Raw genomic sequence first — 21,078 nt, 5'->3', positions numbered from 1 at the left:
TTTGCTGTGATTGACTACGCGATCTCCACAGCATTTCAAGGAGTCGAAGCAGGGCCTTTCCAGCAAGGCTACTTAGATGTGCTGACATTCCGTTTTGAAAACTTGCTCTACTATAGCTTTGTCACTTTGACAACGCTGGGATATGGGGACATCATCCCCCTCTTCCCTGGGGCTAAGTTTCTCTCTATTATTGAAGCCATCACGGGGCAGCTGTATATCGCAACAGTGATCGCTCGTCTACTAGGACTCTACCTTTCTCACAAAACGAGAGCAGAGTAATTATCAATAGACCTTTGATAGTAAGGCCATGGCTTAACAAATCGGTCTTCGATGGTTTTGAAGAATGGGATTGCTATTTCTTCTTCTTGGAGCTTTGTCTGGTCTTCATGGTCAAAGTCGAGTTTTCCTGTGTAAGGTCGTGCTTCCAGCATGAGAGCTCTTAAGTTAGGCTCATCGGCAGTCTCACGAGTCCATTTCTCTTTACCATTTTCAGCGAGACAATTCATCTTATCATTTCCAACGAGATAGTAATCCATGTCATCATGACGCACGCGCCCTTTTTCCTTATCGCGTTTCATTGCTGCATAAATTTCATTCGCAGTATGCAAGTCAAGCAACACGACTCGGTAGGTTTTATCTTTATGGTTTTGAACAACGAGCGAGTAACGTGCGGGCTTCATCGTCACGCGGTAAAGCTCTGGCATGTACTCTGCAATTCTAAAGAAGTTGTCACAGCAAAGAATGTCGGGATTCACGTACCTCTCACTCTTAGGATGGAACCGTTGAGCTTTATGATATTGAGTAAGATCGTCATAAGGACGCTCAAGAGGCTGAGGTTCCTCAGGCTCAAAGAAGAGCGCTGTGCTTCGCGCAAGATTTTTGACTTGAATCATCTCAAGTTCAAGGTCTTTATCGTCTTCTTGCTCAACTTCAGAAAATGACAGTTGAAGTTCAGTTCCACCTCGAAGCTGGGTCGCTTTTTCTCTTAAACGACTTTTTTCAAATTGATCCTCAATCAGCGGCCTTAATTTGTCAGGTCCATACTCTTCTGCAAGATCAGGATGCTCTTCCACGATCTTTGCGAATGTTGAAAGAAGTTCTTTTTTAGAGCCTTCTGTCACCTCATCAATTTCGAGCTCTTCACGTGTAAGACGGAGAGAGGCCTCTGGATCTTGGAAAACTTTTTGACAGTAGAAGCTGCCCAATTTATTGAACAATGCTGTCCGCTCTGCCATTGACATGTTGAGATCTTTACTCCAGAAAAGCTGCTCAATATTAGCTAGCCATTCATGGTACATGACGTCAAAAGCTTCGTCCCCTTGTTTTTCGCCTTCCAAGTTAAAGACGTATGAGAATAGGTCTTCGAAAAGCATCTTGTGTTCTTTCGAAAGCTCGAGAGCTTCACGGATATACTCCATTTCTTCTTCGATCGTCACGAAAGAAGCAACCATTCCACTGTTCAGACCACGCAGACGTCCGGCTCCTTGCATGAAAAAGTCTCTGCGAGTGAACCGTCCAGCTGTAATGATGGCCTTAGCCTCACGGTTAAGGTTGATATCAAATCCAATGACGTCTTCTTGCCTGTAAACCTGGAAAACTCGGTCCACATCAATCGATGCATTGGAACGTAAAACAGGAGCCGAGGCGCCCCGTTTCAGAATGAGGTTTCTTCCTTCTGAATCGATGAAGCCAACTGCATCAATAGGAGGGGCTCTGTGAGCTGTTGCAGCGAGGACAGCGCGAGCTAGCTCTTCACTTGACGAGAACCCTCGGATGTATCCAGCAATATCAATGATCACATTAAAACTCCCATTGAAATCGCGGAACAGATGATCAATCAGTGCTTTTCCTTCCAACTTCGGAATGGTGAAAACTTGTTCTTTCGACTTTTGCCAGAGCACAATCAAGTTACGGAAAATCGTTTTGGGATCAAAATTGAGCTTAAAGCCACTGGGCACGTTCTCACTCAGTGTTCCGGTTGCCCCATGGTTGTGAAGCCTTTTGAAGATAAGTTGTGGATAACTGACAATCTTGCGAGGGAAGTACTCAAGCTTAGGAAGGACATAGCCTTCTGTAAATAGCAGGCGGTTTTTAGGAGAGCGGTTGATTGCATCAAGGAGCGCCTGCTTATCCCCTTTTTTCAGTTCGGCAAACTGCGGCAATCCCCCGAGCATCTCACTAAATCTTTGATAGACGCGGAATCCGATACATCCTTCAAATTCTTGCTGAGATTTTGATAGAGAATCATTGATCAGCCCTTCGATGAAGTCTTCGACATGTTTCATCTCAAATGGCACTCTGATATTCGCCTGCATCGTGAAGTTCAAAATGAGGTCAAGAGCAGAAAACTGCGAGCGTGGAATGAGTTTTCCGTTTCGCGCAGGATAGGCAATCCGATCTTCTCCAAGTTTATACCGTTCGCTCCAGCGGCAGCCGAAGCTTTGTCTTAGAAAGGTCACCAGTTCTCTACGAACCTGAGCAAACTGTTTCAGATCTTTTTGATTCAGCGAGCTGAAGAATGTTTCACATCCAGCATCATACCCTCCAGCTAAACTTACGCGAGCGGCAGCCTGATGCTCTGTTGGGATCGCAAATTTTTTGATCACACTTTCAATGAGAGCCGGTAGCACAACATTTTCATAGGTTTCTTCATCGACATACTTTTGATTTTCGTCTATTTCTTCTTGTCGCATGAAGTCAAAGTCGATTCTTTTTAAAAGCTCGTCTTCTTCTACAAGAAGATCGTACAGCTCTCTTGTCGTTTCAATGTAGGAAGAGGCAAGTGGTTTCTTCCTTCCGACTGAATAGTCGTAAGAATAACGGATGTAAAGTGCGTCAGTCGCTTCATCGATAAAGTTCGAGACTTTGTCAGCTAAGATTTCGCGCGTTTTATCGAGTTCTTCGATGTACTCTGCTGGAAGACCTTCTTGTGCGCGCCTAAAGTAATTTTCTTTGTGCTTCAAGACGGCAATTCCATGCAGTGAGTTGATCGAAATGACCACGCATTTTCCATTTGTTTCAGCTTCTTCGAAAACTTGGTTGATGTATTTCAAGTAATTCAAGTCGTTTGCGCGCGTACGATCAAAGTAAATGGGGGAGATGCCTTGGTCAAAGACTTTTCCAAGAACTTGTTTCAAGTGAATCCGCATTTCTTTAAGAAGCGTTTCGGGAACTGTAATCATGGCAATCCTCCCCGATTGACTTGTCAAGTAAAGCCAAAGTGGAATCGCGACTTTTGATTTTCCAAATCCTGTATGCGCTTCTTCTAAAATGCTTTCTAGAGCTTTAGGATCTCCCATGGCTCCTGTTAAACGCTCCAAGAATGCCACCTGATTTTCTCTCAATGTCAACTTCATGAAGTATTCGAAGACGAGCAGGTGAGGATTTTGGGCAGCAGAGAAACATCTTTTCGCTTGGAGAATTGCCAAACTGTCAGCAAGCAGGGCATCGACTTCTCGCTGATCTTTAGCAGGATCATGGTACTGTCCACGCCAGTTATAGAAAGCGTTGGTGAATCCAAAGCGGCCTTGGGTCTCTGTTAAACGTGTATGCAATGTTTGTGCTTGGGCCAATTTTTGACATGCAACGTCTAATCGATCAGCAGCTGTTTTAGCAACGAGATACTCTCCAATGAGCTGCTCAAGACGCGTTAATTCTTCCCGCGAAAGAGAAGGGTTACTCCGCAAGATTTTCTCGTGATCTTTTCGCCCAAAAGCAACGATCAATTCTTCTAATGACAGCTCCTGAAGCAATCCACCTTTGACTTCCAGTTGAAGCTCTGCTGGACGATAATGAGCAATACGTAAGATGAGGCTGCTTTTTTCTGTAGCAGTCTGCGCAAATTTATCTTTTTCTGTTTGAACAACAGCGCAAAGAGCCTCAATGCGATTTTGATTGATTTTGTATTGCACCGAGCCATGGAGGCTTTCGAGCTCTGCTTTTTTCTGCTGTATTCCTTCAAGGAATTTAGCGCGTTCTCTTTGAACGCAAGGTTCGCGTGAATCTTCTTTTTCAGCAGTGAATTTACGGTGCATCTCTTCTAAGGTTGCGAGATCTTCGCTCTTATCACACCTTTCGGGAATCAGATAAGGATCATCTGAGCTTTGAAGGCGTAGGCACGTTTCAATTGGAGCTCCTAATTGGGAGTTAAACGTCAGTGTCGGGGTAAAGATCTCTTCTGGCACGGTCGGCTGAAGAAAAGGAGACTGCTTTGTTTCACGTGACCAAATCCGATCCATGATCGGATCTTTAAGCCTTTCTAGCTCTCTGGAACTCCACTCAATCGCAGGTCTTAAAATCCCCGCAAGAAGTGAACGGAAAAAGAGGCCAAAGTAGCGCTCTTCACATAGCTCTGCAAAAGGACCTAAAAAGCGGCTTGGGATGCGCAACATCATGGCGACAAGCAGTATTTGAATTGCCCATAAAACCATTTTTGCCTTATGCGTTTCGTAAGTTTGCAATGCAAAGGTCTTTGCCATCGTATAAACAATTGAAAATCCTTCGGAGATGAAGGCCACAAAGTTCGCTTGCCTAGCATCATTATAAAGCTGAGTGATCACTTGCTGCGTTGAAAACGTCTCTTGCAAAACAAGAATTTCTTCTGTTTCGGGGAAAGCAAAAGGATTGTCTAGCACTCCCAAAAGGATTTCTCTGAGAGCTTTGACCGTATCCGATTTATCTAAAGCGCAAGACCTTAATAAATAACGCAACTCTTCGATACGTGGGTCTGAGGAGTCTGCTGTTTTTGCTAAATGATAATAGGCTAAAAAGTTCTGAGTAAATGTCTCGTGAGGACGCATGACATTATCAATTCCCTTGAGATCTTTTAGCGCATCTGTTGAAAAAGGGATCCGGTCATATGGAATGCTCCACAGATCTGCGCCTTTAGTAAATGCGCCTAACTTCTTGACCAACGTCTGAAATTGAATCATTAAATAGTAAACGAAATTCGATGGGATGAGAGTATTCAATTGCTCGAATTGCTGCTCAGAAAGTTTAAATGGAAATACATTGTTTTGCTCATGGCGATATCTCACTCCATCCTGCACTAAAGCCTCATTCAAAGCTTCTTGTTCTTGTTCTGAGAGTTTGTAGAGTGGGTCATTGAGTATGCTGAGTCCTAATTTCAAACGAATGGCTACAGAGCGAGGATTCGTATCAAAACCAACTTTTCCGAGGTTCATGATAAAATAATTCATGATGCGCACTGTGCGCTCAGTATGTAGAGGCTTTTGTTTTTCCCATTCTTTCAGCCAAAGTGCTGCTTTGTCGTAATTGCGCTCTTGCAAAGCAAGATACATTCCATAGAGCAGCTCTTCATGCCCCATTTTAGAAAAATTCATTTCTTCCGCTTCATCTAAATGATAAACAAGAAGAGACTTGGCACTTTCTTTCGAAATCGCAAAGAGAGTTTCTCCTGTAAGTCCCTCTCGCATTCCAGAAGTTGCGAATGGTGCCTCAAGAACATAAACAACTCGCTGCCCTTTACCGTTGCGTAAAACAAGGTAATGAGACGAAGGCTCAAATTCCTTTGATTGAAAACGAGAATCTAAATAATACCCTGGATGTGACGAGCTCATCCAGCGCCCTATAGCTGGGTTTTCAGGATCTCTTTCATAATTGAGGGTCAGTCCTAACTGCTTGTAATCGACTCGAATGACTTCGTTTCGGGCATTTTTCCAGATGTATAGATCTTTTGGAGCGGCAATACGGTCAAAAAATTGGCCCATTGGCGCATCATAAGAAGATGTCGCAAGGTAAAGACCTGTCCGATTTCCTTTCTCAAGCAGTTCAATCCGTCCATTTTCAACACAGTATGATGGAAGGATCTCTCCTTGTTTAAAAACTAAATCTCGCCCATCTTGTCTATAGACCTCTAAACCATCTTCTTCAAAGTGAGTCGAAAAAGGATAGCTTCCTGCACGAACACCGTTATCTCGAAACTGAGCATAAGGAACACGTCTGTAAACCCCTTGAAATGATTCCGTATGCACCACTCTTGTCCGATTTTCCAAAGTCGTTCGTTCAATGTCACCCACATGCGTGACAAAACCATGATCCAATCTTCTCGATTCTTCGCGTGGTCTGTCAGGAGCATCAGAAACGCCACCTACAACACGATTGATCAAGTCACTAAAGGAATCTTTTTTGGAAGTGTTTTCAAAGTACGGCCCTAGAGAGACAAGACGTCCAGAAAGCTCAAGTTGCAGCTCAGCTTCTTCCTCTCTTTCAATGAGGTATCGCGTCTGCATTAAAAAGCTCTGATACGCTGTCTCGACTTGAGGATTATCTTTTTGGTATCGGACCAAGTAGGAAAGGGCAACTCCTTCCATCCAAAATAGAAAGCTAGTCGTCTGATCCCAATTATATCGCTTTGAACTGATACGTCTTTTTTGCAGGAAGTCTAGCAGCTGAAACACTTGCTCAGGATGCTTTTGACAGGCGTGCTCAAGCAAGCTATGGGTGTTGCCTTCTTCAATAAAAACCTCTGTCAAAAAAGCTTGAAAAAACGTACAGAAAATCTGCTTCCGCATCCGTGGGAAAAACGGTCAAAATGTTTCACCACAAGGTCAATCGAAAGATCTTTATAGGTTGTGATCCCTAGAAGGCTTTGGAGTTCATAAAACGGCATCCCTTCTTCTTCAATCTCAATTCCTTCATTGAGGAGCAGATGCTGATTCTCGTGAATTTTCTCCATGTCATCATAACGCAGCTCTTTTTTGAGAATCGGCAAAAGCTTTTGAGCCTCTTCTCCTTCGATATTAGGATAGGTCTCGAGGAAAAGATTTGTTTGGCATGCTTCTTTATCATCTGTTCGAGGAAAATTTTCGGTAAATCCTGTTCTTGAATTATAAACCCCACTAAACTGCTCTTGAAAGTAGTAAGTTCCAGAAACATCATACCCAAAGTAAGAAAACCTACTAAAATTATCAGTTGAAGACCTTACTCCAAAATAGTGGAAGAACTCTCCCCAACAATTGTACAACTCCTTCCACTCTTTTGGCTCTTGGGGATGATTATGAAGCCTCCAACCAGAATAAAGCTCTACCACACAATCTAAGTCAGTCGGAGGCTTATGGTTGGGGGGGTCTTGTTGTAAACGATGATCTTTAATCTTATCTTTGATTTCAGCTTTAAGATCTGGGTGTGCTTGCAAATGCTCATAAAGGTAATACAAATGAGGAAAAGATCTAAGTCCATCAATGCTCGAGACTTTCATCTCCATCAAAGAAACGTTGTCTGCAGCTTTAAGCGACGAGCTTTCTTTAAGAATATAGTCAACAGATTCTCGAAATTCTTGCATCCTATCCGGATGAGTAGGCCTTAAAAGAAAAAGTCCATTAGACTGCAGAATAGATTTCATTCGCGACAAGAAAAAGTTTCGAACCTCTTTTTTCCCGAGTTTATGTGAATAAATCTTAAATTCTATCGTCACGACTTTTAGAAGAAGAGCAGCATCATCCGATCCCATGTGAAGGATGCGACCAAAATGATGATGCCTAGTCAACTGTCTGAACCACTCATTTTTTAACCTCTTCACAGTGTCTATCAATCCTATTCCCTCATCCGTTTCCCAAATTGGATCGTTAACGGCAGGGATGGTTTCAACTCCTCGTCGTAAAATACAAAGCTTATCCCGATCAGAGTAACGATAATCCATTCCTTCACTTAAATAATAACCAAGCTTGACTCCAAGGTTCCCTTCTGGAGGATTCAAGGTCACTTTCCGCGTGACGGGTGGCTGATGAGTCGAAACACTTACTGTGTGTGGATGGCTTTCCTGGAGCAGGGTCTCACAAGGGACGCGATTTTGTTGACATGAAGCATTTTGACTCTCTTCAAATGTCAGAATCCCTCGATCAAGAACCGCTAACCTCTTTTGAATAGCTGTTGACAACTCTTCCATTTCTGTAAATGAGCGTCTAGCAAAGCGTGCCAAATGGGATGATGTTTCTTTGAGCGCATATAAATTCTCTTTCGTAATGGGGTGTTTTCCAGCGTAGTCTTCTAGCACGGCGTCGCAAAAACCCAGCATAAAAACGCGACTACATTCGGGTCCCAACACATCCTGAATGATATCTTTTAACGATGTGAATTCACTGTTAGGCGCAAGCTGTAATTTTTTTCCCCGCTGATGATAAGCACCTGTCCCAGTAGGCCATTCGCTTAGAAGTTTTTCTGTAAAATCATCCATTGTCAATTCAGTCGGATTCCCATCTGCTTGTGTGGAATGACCAAGGTTGAGAAAAGTGCGCCAAAAAAAGCTCGTCTGAACCTCTGCTAGAGGTGCTGGCTGCAAAGCCAATTCTGGATGGACGCGCATACGGCCAAATTCATCATCAAATATCCCTCCTTCGGAACCTCGACCTAGATTGATCACCTGACCAGAAACCCATTGCTTCCCATCTCGCTCTTCAAGTTTAAATGTGATGTAAGCGCGTTGCGCTGCAGGACCCATAGTAACGCCCGAAGGAATGCTGATCGTTTTTTCAGTTGCAAGTTTTTCTAGAACCTTTTGAGCAAACTTTTTATGATCGTTCCCACACGTCTTTTTCAACACTTCAAATTCATTGATAATCTTTAATCTTTTTTCAAGAAGGTCGATGCGATCCGAGTGATCACTTAGAGCTGCATGCATTTCTTTTCTTTCACTTGATCGCACTTTCTTAATGAGCTCTAGAAGATATCCTGTCAGTTGCTCAGCATTCGCAGGATTGAATGGATCGCCTGTAAAGCCCCCATGAACAACTGAAAAAAGACTTGTCAGATCTGTCGGTTGAGCCAAATGAGCCCCTACGTCGCTCTTCTTATCTGAAAGTAGGGTTGTTTCCTTGTGTTCGATGGCTTGAACTTCGGTTCCCTTTTTCTCCACATCTGGGGAGAGTTTGACGGCAAGATAGCGGAGAGAGTGAATTGTCCTCGTTACACGCCCTGCATAGCGAAAGGGTTCACAAGCTTCCTTTAATTCATCCAAAGATTTGAAGGTTAAATACCCCAAAGTATTCATTTCATCTCGAAGCTTTTGCAAGGCATCGAAAGCTTTGTCTTTTTCAGCATTGTCATGATAGGAAGACCGCACTCGACCCGCAATAGATTCGATATCTCTAGAAATCAAGAAGCAAAACTCTGACTTTCTGAAGGATTCAATCAGACCATACCCCGACTTTCCAAGTCCACCTGGAAGAAGAGTCACGGCAAAACCTAGAGTTTGTAATCCTGCATTCGTTGCAAGTCTGATGTCGGCAAAAATGAGCGAAAAATTAAATGATACAAGGTGAAAAAAGAGTTCCGCAATATATCCGATTGATTTCGCAGCAAGCCCTGGAATCACATCCACAACCACAACCCACTTAAGGCGGAGCATTTGACTCCAGTCACCTTCAGTTGTTTGCTTTTTTAATGCGTTTAGGTCTTGAACTGCTTTATGAGAAATAAACGGATCTAGAATTGTACGAATTGCCATCTTTTTTACCTTAAATGTATGTCTTCCTGACAAAATATATTTAATTCAGGGTAAAATGATGCCAAGATTGACAATTATTTACAACCTAATTTTGAAAAACAAATATTAATCAAAAGAAAGTAAATAAAACATGATTAAAATTAATGTTTATTAAGTATCAAACAAAAACCCATTCCAAAACCACATAAACCGACTTAACTTTCCTAATAATGTTGAGAGGCTTCCTCAACAAGGTGCAAGAAAATATCACTCTAAACAAGGCAAAGTCACGCCTTTGGGTAGCCTACGTTAAAAAACATGTCTGGATTAATTATCAAAAACGAGCTCAGTTTCTTCGATAATTCTTTTTTCTGATTTTTTCTCATCGCGAGTTTTTTTCCCGCGCAAGCTAAAAAAGAGAGGCGTTCCCAAAAACCGATAGGCCTCTCGGAACTGATTGATCAAGTATTTTTTATAGGTGTCATTCATCCGCTTGGGATCATTGACAAAGAAGACAAACCGAGGAGGGGCTGTCGTCACCTGCGCCATGTAATAGACGCGCAGCCGTTTCCCTTGGATCATGGGAGGATGACGCCGCTGCATGGCTTTTTCTAAAAATTGATTAAGCTTTCCTGTGGGAATACGCTGGTGCATGTCGTGGTAGACATTGCGCAGCTCAGAAAAAATTTGATCGAGATGCCGCCCGGTTTCTGCCGATCCAAAGATCGTTGGGCAATAGCGAATGAAAGATGCTTCAATTTCAAGACTTTTGTAGCAATGCTCCATCCGCACCCCTTTGATCAAGTCCCACTTATTGAAAAAAAGCAGACAGCCTTTGCCGGCTTTTTCAATCTGGTTCATGATCCGCTTATCTTGGTGAGAGAGTCCTTCTTGTGCATCGAGCATGAGGAGGCAAACATCAGCCCGCTCTATGGCCCGCGTTGTCCGGATTGCTGCAAACTTATCGACCACTTCATGCTCTGACTTTTTGCGTCGGATCCCTGCGGTATCAATAAACGTGAAGGTTTCTCCCTCGAAGGAGACTTCGACATCGATATTGTCACGTGTTGTTCCCGGAATCGGACTGACAACGCAACGCGACTCATTGAGCAACTTGTTGATCATGGTTGACTTGCCCACATTGGGCCGTCCAATCAATGCCACTTTGATTCCTGCAGCAGGATCTTCTTCTTCCTCAATTTCGGGACATGGTGCAAGAGCTTTATCAAGGAGCTCTGCCACGTTCCGACCTTGCACGGCAGAAACAGGAAGCACCTCTTGAATTCCTAAGCCATAAAAAGGCGCAAGCAGAGGCTCTTGATGTTCCCCATCAATTTTATTGACCGCAAGGCAAAGAGGCTTGGTTGTCCGCTTCAGAACGCGTGCCACCTCTTCATCAAGAGTAGTGATCCCAACAGTTGCATCGACTACCAAAATGAGTGAGTCGGCTTCTTCAATCGCAATTTCGGCTTGCCGCTTCACTTCTTCAGCAAAGGCAACCTCACCTGTCGGGTCCATTCCTCCCGTATCAATGATTTCAAATGGGCGGCCAAAAAGGTCCCCTTCTCTGTAGAGACGGTCCCGGGTCACCCCTTCCATTTCATCGACAATGGAGATGCGTTTTCCCACAATCCTGTTGAATAAAGCGGACTTACCTACATTGGGCCGTCCAATCAAAGCAATTTTTGTTTTCATGCGCCCTAGCATACCCTATCAGCCCAAAATAATAAAGAAAGCGCTTTCCAAAAAAAATTTACTATCAGGAATGCACGACTTTGAAATAGACATGGTGTGGGTATTTTTCTTCACCACAGAGACCACAGAGGACACTGAGAAATTCTAAAAAATTTTTCTCTGTGCTCTCCGTGTGCTCTGTGGTAAAAAATGTCCTTCTGGGATATTAAGAGGGAAAGAGGATGGCATGATGGATGATATTTCTTTCGCAGAATTTAAAGAGGTTTTAAAAAAAGAACTTCCTAAAAATCAAAAAATTATCGATGTCAGAGGGCCAGGCGAATTTCAGGCCGCTCATATTGAGGGAGCAGAAAATATCCCCTTCAAAGACGTCCGCTCGCACAAAGATTCCCTCAATCAGCTCGATAAAATCTACTTTTATTGCACGGCTGGCGTGCGCTGTAAGCAAGCCTGTGAATTACTTGAAGAAGAGGGAGTGGACCCTAGTAAACTTGTCCATGTGCAAGGCCATTCCAAAGATTGGGAAAAAGCCGGGCTGCCTGTTGCCAAAGGCACAAAAGTGCCCTTTTCTATTCAGCGGCAGGTCTATCTCATTGCAGGATCGCTGATTGTTGGAGGATTCATTCTTGCTTTTGCTTGGAGTAGGTGGTTTCTTCTCCTTCCATTTTTTGTAGGAGCTGGAATGCTCTATGCAGCAGTAAGGGGCGTTTGCTACACTGAAACATTCCTCTCCAAAATGCCGTGGAATCGCTAACCGGCAACGTCTTTATTGATTTGACTGATAAGCTCGAGGAGATCTTCTCGATTGAAGTGTTTGATCTGATCTTGGTCGTCGTATCCTACAACACTTTCTAAAAGACCTTCTTTCTTGACAATGAGGCGATGGATATGCTCTTCAACGGTCCGCTTTGTGACCATCTTAAAGACTTGAACTCCTCGATTTTGACCGATACGATGGACTCGATCCGTCGCTTGATTTTCTTTTGCGGGATTCCACCAACGGTCGTAGTGAATCACAACAGAAGCCGCAGTAAGATCAATTCCAGTACCTGCCGCTTTAAGTGACGCCACAAACACTTCACACTCGGGATCATCACGGAACATTTCGAGTTGCTTTTTTCGATCTTGTGTCGACCCACGAATGGCAGCAAAACCAATGCCATGTTCTTTCAAATGACTCTCAATGATTTTCATCATGTCGAGGTATTGGGTAAACACCACGAGCTTTTGCCCACTCGCACGGGTTTCGCTTAAGAGCTCGACAAATAAATCCCATTTTCCACTTTGGTGCTCCTTATAGTTTGCAACATCTTTGAGAATCAAACTGGGGTGATTGCAAATTTGCTTGAGGGTATTGAGCAGTGCAAAGACGTGAAGGTAGGGAATGTCTCCTTTTTGATCTTTCATCTCTTTGAGAAGTTTGTCACGCGATTTGACATACGCTTCCTTATACAGCTTGACCTGCTCTTCGGAAAGATCACAGCGCGCAATCTCTTCGATTTTTTCAGGAAGATCGTCCAGAACTTCACTTTTTTTACGTCTAAGCACAAAGGGATGAATCAGTTTGGCTAGAAGCTGTCTTTTTTCTTTATCTTGATATTTTTCAATCGGGTTGATGAAGTGCTCACGGTATTGGGCTTGCGAAGGGAGATACCCCGGCAAGACCACATCAAAAAGCGCCTTGAGTTCAAGCAAGCGATTTTCAATTGGCGTCCCTGTCAGTCCAATTTTTGTCCCTGCTTTGACTGCGGCAAGCGCTTGATGCGTTTGAGATTGAATGTTTTTTGCAATTTGGGTCTCGTCAAAGATGGCAACATCAAACGGAATTTTAGAAATGGCTTCTTTCTCACTACGTAGCGTTCCGTAAGAAGTGAGTAAAAGGTCAGCTTTGATATTAAATGCTTTGAGGGACCGCTGCGTTCCATAGAAAACAACAACCTTCAAACTTGGTAAGAAACGGCTGAGAAGCTCTTCCCAATGGTAAATCACAGATGTCGGACAGACGACGAAGAACTTTGCTTTTTCTTTTGCATGAGACGCTGCAGCTAAAAGAGCCATCGCTTGGTGGGTTTTCCCTAGCCCCATGTCATCGCAGAGAAGACCAGAAAGTCCATAGGAGTAGAGAAACCAAAGCCATTTGACTCCTATCTCTTGGTAAGGGCGAAGGGTACTTTGTAAAGCATCGAGATTGAGCAGCTCTGCCGATTCAAAGCTGTCCATTTGCTCAAGCAACTTGCGCGTTTTCTTTTCTTTATCGGAGTTCCCGGTTGGTTGCGTCACATCCTCATACGTTCTAAGACGAATCCATTCAAGCGTTGTGAGTTCGACACTTTGCCCATTCGAGCCAATTTGAGTTTCAGACAGTTCGCGTAGCCAATTGAAACGGGGATCTTTGAAAAAAATGAGACCTGCTTCCGTAATTGCATAAGAGCGGTTGTGGTCGAGCCCTTCTTTAATCACACCAATCGACTCTTCCCCAAACTCACTCTCGTAGACAAGGTCGATGATCCATTTTTTTCCGGGAGAATTCGGATCTTGTTGGAGATAGTTCACTTTTAAGTTGAGGTTGTGCGGACGTTTGAGACGCTTATCTATTTTTTGGATGAAGGGTTTGAGCTTTGTAAGCTCGACGGTCACAAAATAGGGCTCTTGTGATTCTAAAATGGTTCTGGGATGGCGGTATTTTTCAGGAAGTCTTGCCGCTTGAGGAATTTCAGCAAAACCCTCTCCTTCGACATAAGTGAAATCCCCAAAAAAATGGACCTCCTTGCCGACATAGTCTGCAAGAAAGAGAAACTCGGGTTCAATATGGATTTTCCCACTCGAATCTAGCGAGATGCTCAAACCCGCGCTTTCGACAGGCTGACGCGGATTAAAAAAGGCCTTGATCTGCTCGAGTTCTTCCCGATTTTCATGAATGAACTGAGCAACCTCTGAATGAAGAACTTCCGTTTCAGGTGTGATTTTCAAAAGGCCACGTGCGCGCAACTTTTTATAAAACCCTTTCCCTTTGATATAAAGCCAATCTCCAAAGTCAAGAATCTCATCTGAGCCTTCAAAAGCTTTCGACTCGTTTTCAAAACGGAGCCTTTTTAAATCCTCAAAACGATAAATCAAATGGAATTCCACATTCGACAAGTGAATTTGAAACCCTTCATGCTGATTGAGCCACAACTTGTGCTCATTGATAAAGTCCCCAATCTCCTCAGGCAGAATCACCTTCTCAAATCCATCAAACAGCATCTCATCAAGAGGATGAAACCCTTCTTCTTTCAGGTAAACCCACGGTTTGAAAAAGGCGACTTCTGGAGATTGCAAATCCCCCGCCTGAAACGCATAACACGAAATGTGCAACCTCTTCTGAGCATCAAACTTGAGTTCATATGCGGGTTTAATTTTATCTCGTGAGATTTTTGTTCCCACAAGGTATTTTTCGAGGATTTTGAAGTTATGAGATAAGAACTCACCGATTTGCTTTTGACTAATCACCTTTTTTTTGAGAAGTGGATTCATTTTGATAGGGAAAAAGCCTTCCCCTTTTTGAAATTCCCATTCTCCAATTTTAATTCGGGTTCGTTCTTTGATTTTCTCTTCTGCAATCGGCTCCGCATGGATTCGAATTTCTTTCGTCTCGGGATGATAAGTCATTTTCTGAAGGTGAATATCTTGGAATTCATGCACTTTAAGAGGCGAATTAACCTCTTTAAGAGATGGTATGAGAGTTTCCCAATTCACTTCAGCGATGTAGAACTCCAAATCTAGATCGGGAAAATGGCAAACCACCTTTTTAGGAAGAGCAGCTTCAGCATTTTGAAAATCGATTGAGTACTTTTCGTGAAAGAGCTGTTTCGTCATCATCCATTTTGCAAGATCTGACCAAAACGAGAGTTCGTATTGCAATTTTTGAGTGGGAGTCCCTCTTTTCCACAAAGCGAGCTCTTCCGATGAGAGATTGGAAAATTTTAGCGAAGTTTCTTCTGTTTCAGCCACCCGATTGAACACATATTCGTCGAGCAGCTCTTGACCTTTTGGGGTTTTGATTTTCACGGAAAAAAGCATTTCTCCTTTCGGTGAAAGGCAATTAAACTCTTTCTCTCCTTTTTTTTCTAAAACGTCTGTGTCAGCTCCATGGCGAGTGAAGGCCATGAAACAAAGGTGATTCCAAAAAGAAGAGTGAAACTGAATATGAAGGGGCTCTATGCCACTCACCTGTAAAAATGCTGCGGCTAGATGAGAACAGGATTTTTCAGCTTCTGCTGTTTCGCACGTGCAAAATGAGTCTTTGAGCTCCCCTTCATCATTGATCTGTAAAAAAGGCCAAAAGGTCTCACCTAATTTCTGATCAAAGACTTCAACTTGGTAAGTTCCTTCTGAAAATACGATGCTTTTCACATCCCCAGATTGGATGAGGAGATCCCCTTGCTGCTCATGTTCACTCTTAAAGGGAAATGTCATAACTCAAACCTAAACGCGGATTTAGAGACTCTTGAGGATTGCCTCAGGAGGATAATATTCATACCCTAAATCATTTGCGACATTTTCATTTGTCACTTTTCCAAATGCTACATTGAGCCCTGGAAGAAGATACGGATCATCAAGCAATGCTTGCTTGTATCCCTTTTTAGCAATTTGCAGCGCATACGGCAGAATGCTGTTTGTCAATGCAATCGTAGCTGTTCTCGCGCAAGCACCTGGCATATTGGCCACACAATAGTGAACCACTTCATCCTGAATAAAAATAGGATCAGAATGTGTCGTTGGCCTAGACGTTTGAACACATCCACCTTGGTCAATCGCAACGTCGACAATCACTGCTCCTTTTTTCATTCTCTTGATCATCTCTTTCGTCACAAGCTTTGGAGCGCATTTTCCTGGGATAAGAACCGCTCCCACAACAAGGTCTGCTAATGCCACTTCCTCTTCTAATGTCACGGGAGTCGAATATAGAGTCTTCAATTTACCTCGAAAGAGATCATCCAGGTCCCTTAATCGCTGGACATTGTTGTCGAGAATCGTCACATCCGCTTTGAGCCCAACAGCCATCTTTGCAGCCTGCGTTCCTACAACCCCGCCACCAATAATCACGACCTTTCCTGGGGTAACTCCTGGAACACCTCCTAGAAGGACTCCTCTTCCCCCGTGAACCATGTGAAGCGCATTGGCTCCAGCTTGGATCGCAATCCGTCCCGCAACCTCACTCATCGGCATGAGCAATGGGAGGCGGCCTTTATGATCCACCACGGTTTCAAAGGCAATGCCAACTACTTTTTGCTTGAGAAGTGCTGCAGTCTGTTCTGGGTCAGGAGCAAGATGCAAGAAACAAAATAGAATCTGCCCTTCTTTAAGAAGTGGGTACTCAGCAGGTTGAGGTTCTTTGACCTTAATAATCATTTCCGCTTGGTAGACTTCTTCTGCAGTCGGAACAATTAAGGCGCCAACTAATTTAAACTCTTCATCAGTAAATCCAATCGCTTCCCCAGCTCCTTGCTGGACAGACACTTGGTGTCCGGCCTTAATGAGAGACTGTATAAGCGAAGGTGTTGCACCAATCCGATATTCGTGATTTTTTATCTCTTTTGGAATTCCAATCTTCATAACCCAATTTCTCCCTCGAAAACATATGCTGCGTGTCCCCGCATACTCATTCCTCTTAATAGGTCATCATGAGCTAATAAATCAAATCGAAGTCTCTCTTGAGAAGGAAATTCCACCTCTACCAGCCCCTTGATGCCATATTTTTTCCAAGCTGCAACGCAAGCAGCAGCCCCACCTGTTCCGCAAGAATGCGTTTCACCTTCTACTCCTCGTTCATATGTGCGAACTTGCAGAAGGCATGAGGGAAGGAGTTTAACAAAATTCACATTTACGCCTGAAGGAGAAAAATGCGAATGGTGTCTTAAACCCTGTGCAATTTGAGGAAAATCCGCTTGGCGAATGTCATTACAAAAGTGAACAAAATGAGGCACTCCCGAATCAATATGAAAAAAAGAAAGCCCCTCAATTTTCCCTTCCTCGAGAATTTTCGGGACCCCCATCTCTACCACAATTTCCCCTGCTTCAACAACAGCTTCGTAGAGTTTTCCACCTGCTGCAATTGTAAATGACTCCTGCGAGTTTCCACGATCGATCAGGTACTGGATGAGAGAGCGGAGGCCATTGCCACACATCTCAGCGCGCATCCCATCCGCATTGTAAATTTCCATTTCAGCATCAGCATCGACTTTCCTCCGGACAAAAATAAGTCCGTCTCCGCCAATACCATAGCGACGATCACAAAGCTGTTTGATTTGATGTGGAGGGAAATGAGCTGTATCACTCTCAATCAGAATGAAGTCATTTCCCGTCCCCTGATATTTATAGAAGCGCATCCAAGTGACTATTCAAAGCCTAGTTCCTTGTAAGAACTCACGATTCCGTCAAGAAGACCAAAGTCAATCGCTTCTTCTGCTGTCATCCATGTATCACGATCAATCGTCTTTTCGATCAATTTTGAATCTTTGCCTGTAGCTTTCGCATAAAGCTCAACGATTTGAGTGCGCGTCTTGATGATTTCCTTCGCTTGAATCTCTAAATCAGTGGCTTGTCCTTGAATGACACCTGAAATCAGAGGTTGGTGAATCATGATTCGTGCCGAAGGCGTTGCAAAACGCTTTTTCGGTGCAGCCGCTAAGCTAAGAACTGATCCCATAGATGCCGCAAGTCCCGTCACAAGCGTTGTGACAGGTGAGCTGATCATTTGAATCTGATCCCAAATTGCAAAACCAGAGTCGACAGATCCTCCCGGAGAGTTAATCACCAGCAGAATAGGCTTTCCTGGATCAAGAAACTCAAGATACCAAAGTTTACGGATGATATCTTTCGCGCTTTGATCTGTCACAGGGCTGGAGAGAAAAACACGTCGTTTCTTTAGAAGAAGATTTTCCAACTTCTGGTTGAATGATTCGGATTTTTTTTCTTCATCCTCATCTTCGTCATCTAATCTGATCGTTTTATCATCTCTTGTAAGCGGCATATTTATCCTTATTTTAGTTGACCTGAGTTTCAGGTTAAGTTAACACTTGCTCTGTGAGGGCTAAATCTGTCAATTCGGGATACAAGACAAACTGACCTAAGAGCGCTGTCACTTCTTCTTGAACCCGTTTCAAGACTGTGGAATCAATATCCACCTTCGCCTTACTCGGTTTTCCCGTCTTTTCAACAATGCGAGCTTTTGATGCTTTTAACAGATCAGCGATTAAATCGGCAATCTGATGCATTTCACCTTCTTTCATCCCAAGGGACGTCAAGGCGGCTGTTCCAATGCGAATCCCTGAAGTGTACCAAGGGCCGTTGACATCAAAAGGAATGGCATTCCTATTAACCGTCATGAGTGCTTCACGCATCGCTATTTCAGCTTGGCGTCCTGTGATTCCAAAGCTCGTCATCACATCGAAAACAATAAGATGATTATCTGTTCCTCCAGTGAAGAGCTTTACATCTCGATCAAGCAGACGCTCAGCTAACGCTTGCGAGTTTTTCACAATCTGCTCTGCATAGCTTTGGTACTCAGGGGTTCGCGCTTCACGAAAAGCCACAGCTTTTGCCGCCATAACATGTGGGAGTGGGCCTCCTAAGACTAGCGGGCATCCCTTATCAATCACTTCGCGATATTCTTCCTGGCAAAGGACCATCCCCCCTCGTGGGCCACGAAGGGTCTTGTGTGTTGTCGATGTCACAATATGCGCATGAGCCACGGGGTCGTAATCCCCTTGCATCACTTTTCCAGCAACAAGTCCAGAGAAGTGAGCCATATCCACCATGAAAACAGCTCCAACAGAGTCAGCAATTTCGCGCATCTTGGCAAAATTAATGAGGCGTGGATAAGCAGAGTAACCTCCAATCAAAATTGTCGGTTTTTCCCGCTTCACCTGTTCTTCAAGTTCTTTAAAATCGATGAGTTCGGTTTCGCGATTGACATCATAAGAAACAGCTTGAAACATCTTAGCTGATACATTGTGCCGATACCCGTGCGTAAGATGCCCTCCCGAGCTAAGAGAGAGCCCCATAATTTTTTGATTGAGCATCAATTGGCGCACTTTTTCGTACTCTTCAGAAGAAAGCTCATCTAATGACTTTTTCCCCAACGCCTCGACTTCTTTATTTTGGATCCGGTGCACGAGAATTCCCCAAAAGGCCACCAAATTTGCATCAGCACCCGAATGAGGCTGAACATAGGCATGATCACACCCGTAGACCTTCTTCAATTCTTCAATCGCTAAAGATTCGATCGTGTCAATATTTTCACAACCCGCATAAAAGCGATGGCCGGGGTATCCTTCACTGTATTTATCTGTTAAGAGATTTCCCATCGCCAGCTGTGTCGCAAGAGAGCTATAGTTTTCTGAGGCAATCATCTTCAAGTAACTACGTTGATCGTGCAGTTCTTTAATGATCGTTTGAACAACTTCAGGATTATCTTTTCGCAAATGATCGAGTCCGGCAAGGTAAGCAATTGCCGCACTGCTGCGCTTGCTTTCCGGAGTTTTTTCTAAGTATTTGTTTAAATACGACATCCACCTGCCCACTATTCTTCCTATAAACCAATAATTATGTCACAAATCCTCTTATCTCGTCGAATGATTTTCCCCTGTCAAAAAAATTCTACTTACTTAGGTGCCAAAATCTCGAGCTTCTTCTTCTCGAAAGTAAGTAATAAGGGAACGAAAGATTTGCTCAATTGCTGAAGGATCCAGTTCTTGGTCTTGCGCAATCACCCGCACTCGTTCAAAAATCTGAGCCTCTCGTTTTGGATCGAATACTTCACCACCACTTTCCTTTTTGAAATGAGCCACATTTTGAATGACTTTGCGCCTTTCCCCAAACAACTTGATGATTTGTTCATCAATGTGATCAAGTTGCTTTCTTAACTCTACCAGCTTCGGATCGATACCCATTTCTATACCTTTTGTAACTTGGCTTTGTCTCAGATAGTGTCGTCAAATATGACTCTGTCCTCTATCACAAAATAGTATTTGACAACACTATCTAACCAATAAAGAAAGCTAAACCTTTTAAGCAACTTGAATCATACTGTCATGCCTTATTGTGCGACCTATTGTGAAAGTCTAACGAGCTTAATTCTTCCTTGATCGCATTAAGAAAGTCTAAAATTAGGGGCAGATCTTTTTGTCCAAGGTTGTGTTGACACTCTAAAGGAATAAACGAAGAGAAGTTCATTTCAACGTTTCCAAAACAAAGAATAGATGAAATACTTGATCCGAGCCCACGCAAATACGCGTCCAAAGAATCTGCCAACTCTCCATCTTCATCCACTTCATCATTAGGGTAACAACTTGTTTCAATGGGTTCGAAACTATCAAGATCGATCAACTTTAAAATTCCCGAGATATCCAGAATCATGTTGCTCGAATAAAGATCCCGATGAATCAACCCTTTTTCGAAAGAATAAATCAGCCCTTCAACAAGACCTAAAGCTGCTTGGGTCGCTGCTATTTCTGATAGTTTTTCAGATGCATCCTCTTTGACATATTCCATCACAAGGTAAGAGTAAGCTTGCGCATCCTCAGTTTCAGTAAAAAAATCATAAATTTCTACAATATTAGGATGTTTCAATTGTTGCCCTAGTTCCCATTCTCTCTGAGCCCAAATTGGCACACCCTGAGCATCAAACATGTGTTTGAGATACTCTTCTGGGATGCCTTTGAAAGCGGAGTAAGGTTTGTATTCTTTGATTGCAACTTCCCTTCCGTGAGAATCACGGGCAAGGAAGACAATGGCCTTCTCTCCTCTTCCTAATTCCCTATCTAAGGTGTAGTCTCCCACTTTTTTTATTTCTTCTTCTAAAGGAGAAACATAAACCCCTTCACAAACTTCACTTGCAGCTTGAATCTCTTCCATAATAATTTAAAAATTCCTCTTGAAAGGGAAAGATTCTACCACAG

12 protein-coding genes are annotated in these 21,078 nt (G+C 43.3%); 2 read left to right on the top strand and 10 right to left on the bottom strand.

Going from position 1 to position 21,078, the window contains the following annotated elements; genetic code table 11:
* Nucleotides 1-6 precede the first annotated feature (6 nt).
* Nucleotides 7-279 (top strand): potassium channel family protein, encoded by a 273-nt coding sequence (locus tag ACOOFG_RS02270; RefSeq protein WP_420422025.1) that lies wholly within the window; start codon nt 7-9, stop codon nt 277-279.
* On the opposite strand, the gene ACOOFG_RS02265 is transcribed toward ACOOFG_RS02270, so the two are convergent.
* The 3 genes from ACOOFG_RS02265 to der form a co-directional block, all read right to left on the bottom strand.
* A complete protein-coding gene (locus ACOOFG_RS02265) occupies nt 258-6,494 on the bottom strand; it encodes a DUF3638 domain-containing protein (protein WP_420422024.1) in 6,237 nt (2,078 codons plus the stop codon). The two genes, ACOOFG_RS02270 and ACOOFG_RS02265, sit on opposite strands and share 22 nt — an antisense overlap.
* Complete coding sequence (locus tag ACOOFG_RS02260; RefSeq protein ID WP_420422023.1) at nt 6,491-9,463, bottom strand: hypothetical protein; 2,973 nt, start codon at nt 9,461-9,463, stop codon at nt 6,491-6,493. The genes ACOOFG_RS02265 and ACOOFG_RS02260 overlap by 4 nt, the downstream gene beginning before the upstream one ends.
* Nucleotides 9,464-9,769: 306 nt before the next feature.
* Nucleotides 9,770-11,137: a ribosome biogenesis GTPase Der gene (der, locus tag ACOOFG_RS02255; protein WP_420422022.1), complete on the bottom strand. Its 1,368-nt coding sequence runs from the start codon at nt 11,135-11,137 to the stop codon at nt 9,770-9,772.
* A gap of 226 nt (nt 11,138-11,363) precedes the next feature.
* Between der and ACOOFG_RS02250 the strand changes: the two genes are divergently transcribed.
* On the top strand, nt 11,364-11,891 hold the full coding sequence (locus tag ACOOFG_RS02250; RefSeq protein WP_420422021.1) for a rhodanese-like domain-containing protein: 528 nt from the start codon (nt 11,364-11,366) through the stop codon (nt 11,889-11,891).
* Here ACOOFG_RS02250 and ACOOFG_RS02245 read toward each other — a convergent pair.
* The 7 genes from ACOOFG_RS02245 to ACOOFG_RS02215 form a co-directional block, all read right to left on the bottom strand.
* The gene (locus ACOOFG_RS02245) at nt 11,888-15,592 is read right to left on the bottom strand and encodes a DEAD/DEAH box helicase (protein WP_420422020.1); all 3,705 of its coding nucleotides are present in this window, start codon (nt 15,590-15,592) and stop codon (nt 11,888-11,890) included. The genes ACOOFG_RS02250 and ACOOFG_RS02245 overlap by 4 nt on opposite strands.
* A gap of 21 nt (nt 15,593-15,613) precedes the next feature.
* Nucleotides 15,614-16,732, bottom strand: coding sequence for an alanine dehydrogenase (gene ald, locus ACOOFG_RS02240; RefSeq protein ID WP_420422019.1), 1,119 nt, complete (start codon nt 16,730-16,732; stop codon nt 15,614-15,616).
* Complete coding sequence (dapF, locus tag ACOOFG_RS02235) at nt 16,729-17,505, bottom strand: diaminopimelate epimerase (RefSeq protein ID WP_420422018.1); 777 nt, start codon at nt 17,503-17,505, stop codon at nt 16,729-16,731. The genes ald and dapF overlap by 4 nt, the downstream gene beginning before the upstream one ends.
* A gap of 8 nt (nt 17,506-17,513) precedes the next feature.
* On the bottom strand, nt 17,514-18,149 hold the full coding sequence (locus ACOOFG_RS02230; protein WP_420422017.1) for an ATP-dependent Clp protease proteolytic subunit: 636 nt from the start codon (nt 18,147-18,149) through the stop codon (nt 17,514-17,516).
* A gap of 34 nt (nt 18,150-18,183) precedes the next feature.
* Complete coding sequence (locus tag ACOOFG_RS02225) at nt 18,184-19,689, bottom strand: glycine hydroxymethyltransferase (protein WP_420422016.1); 1,506 nt, start codon at nt 19,687-19,689, stop codon at nt 18,184-18,186.
* Between the two features lie 96 nt (nt 19,690-19,785).
* Nucleotides 19,786-20,070 (bottom strand): chorismate mutase, encoded by a 285-nt coding sequence (locus ACOOFG_RS02220; protein ID WP_420422015.1) that lies wholly within the window; start codon nt 20,068-20,070, stop codon nt 19,786-19,788.
* A gap of 139 nt (nt 20,071-20,209) precedes the next feature.
* Entirely contained in the window at nt 20,210-21,034 is an 825-nt protein-coding gene (locus ACOOFG_RS02215) for a serine/threonine protein kinase (RefSeq protein WP_420422014.1), read from the bottom strand.
* Nucleotides 21,035-21,078 lie beyond the last annotated feature (44 nt).

The organism is Simkania sp., assembly GCF_965215465.1.
GTDB lineage: Bacteria > Chlamydiota > Chlamydiia > Chlamydiales > Simkaniaceae > Simkania.
Note: the sequence above shows the minus strand (reverse complement) of the source record. Positions and strands in the feature narration are given on the sequence as shown.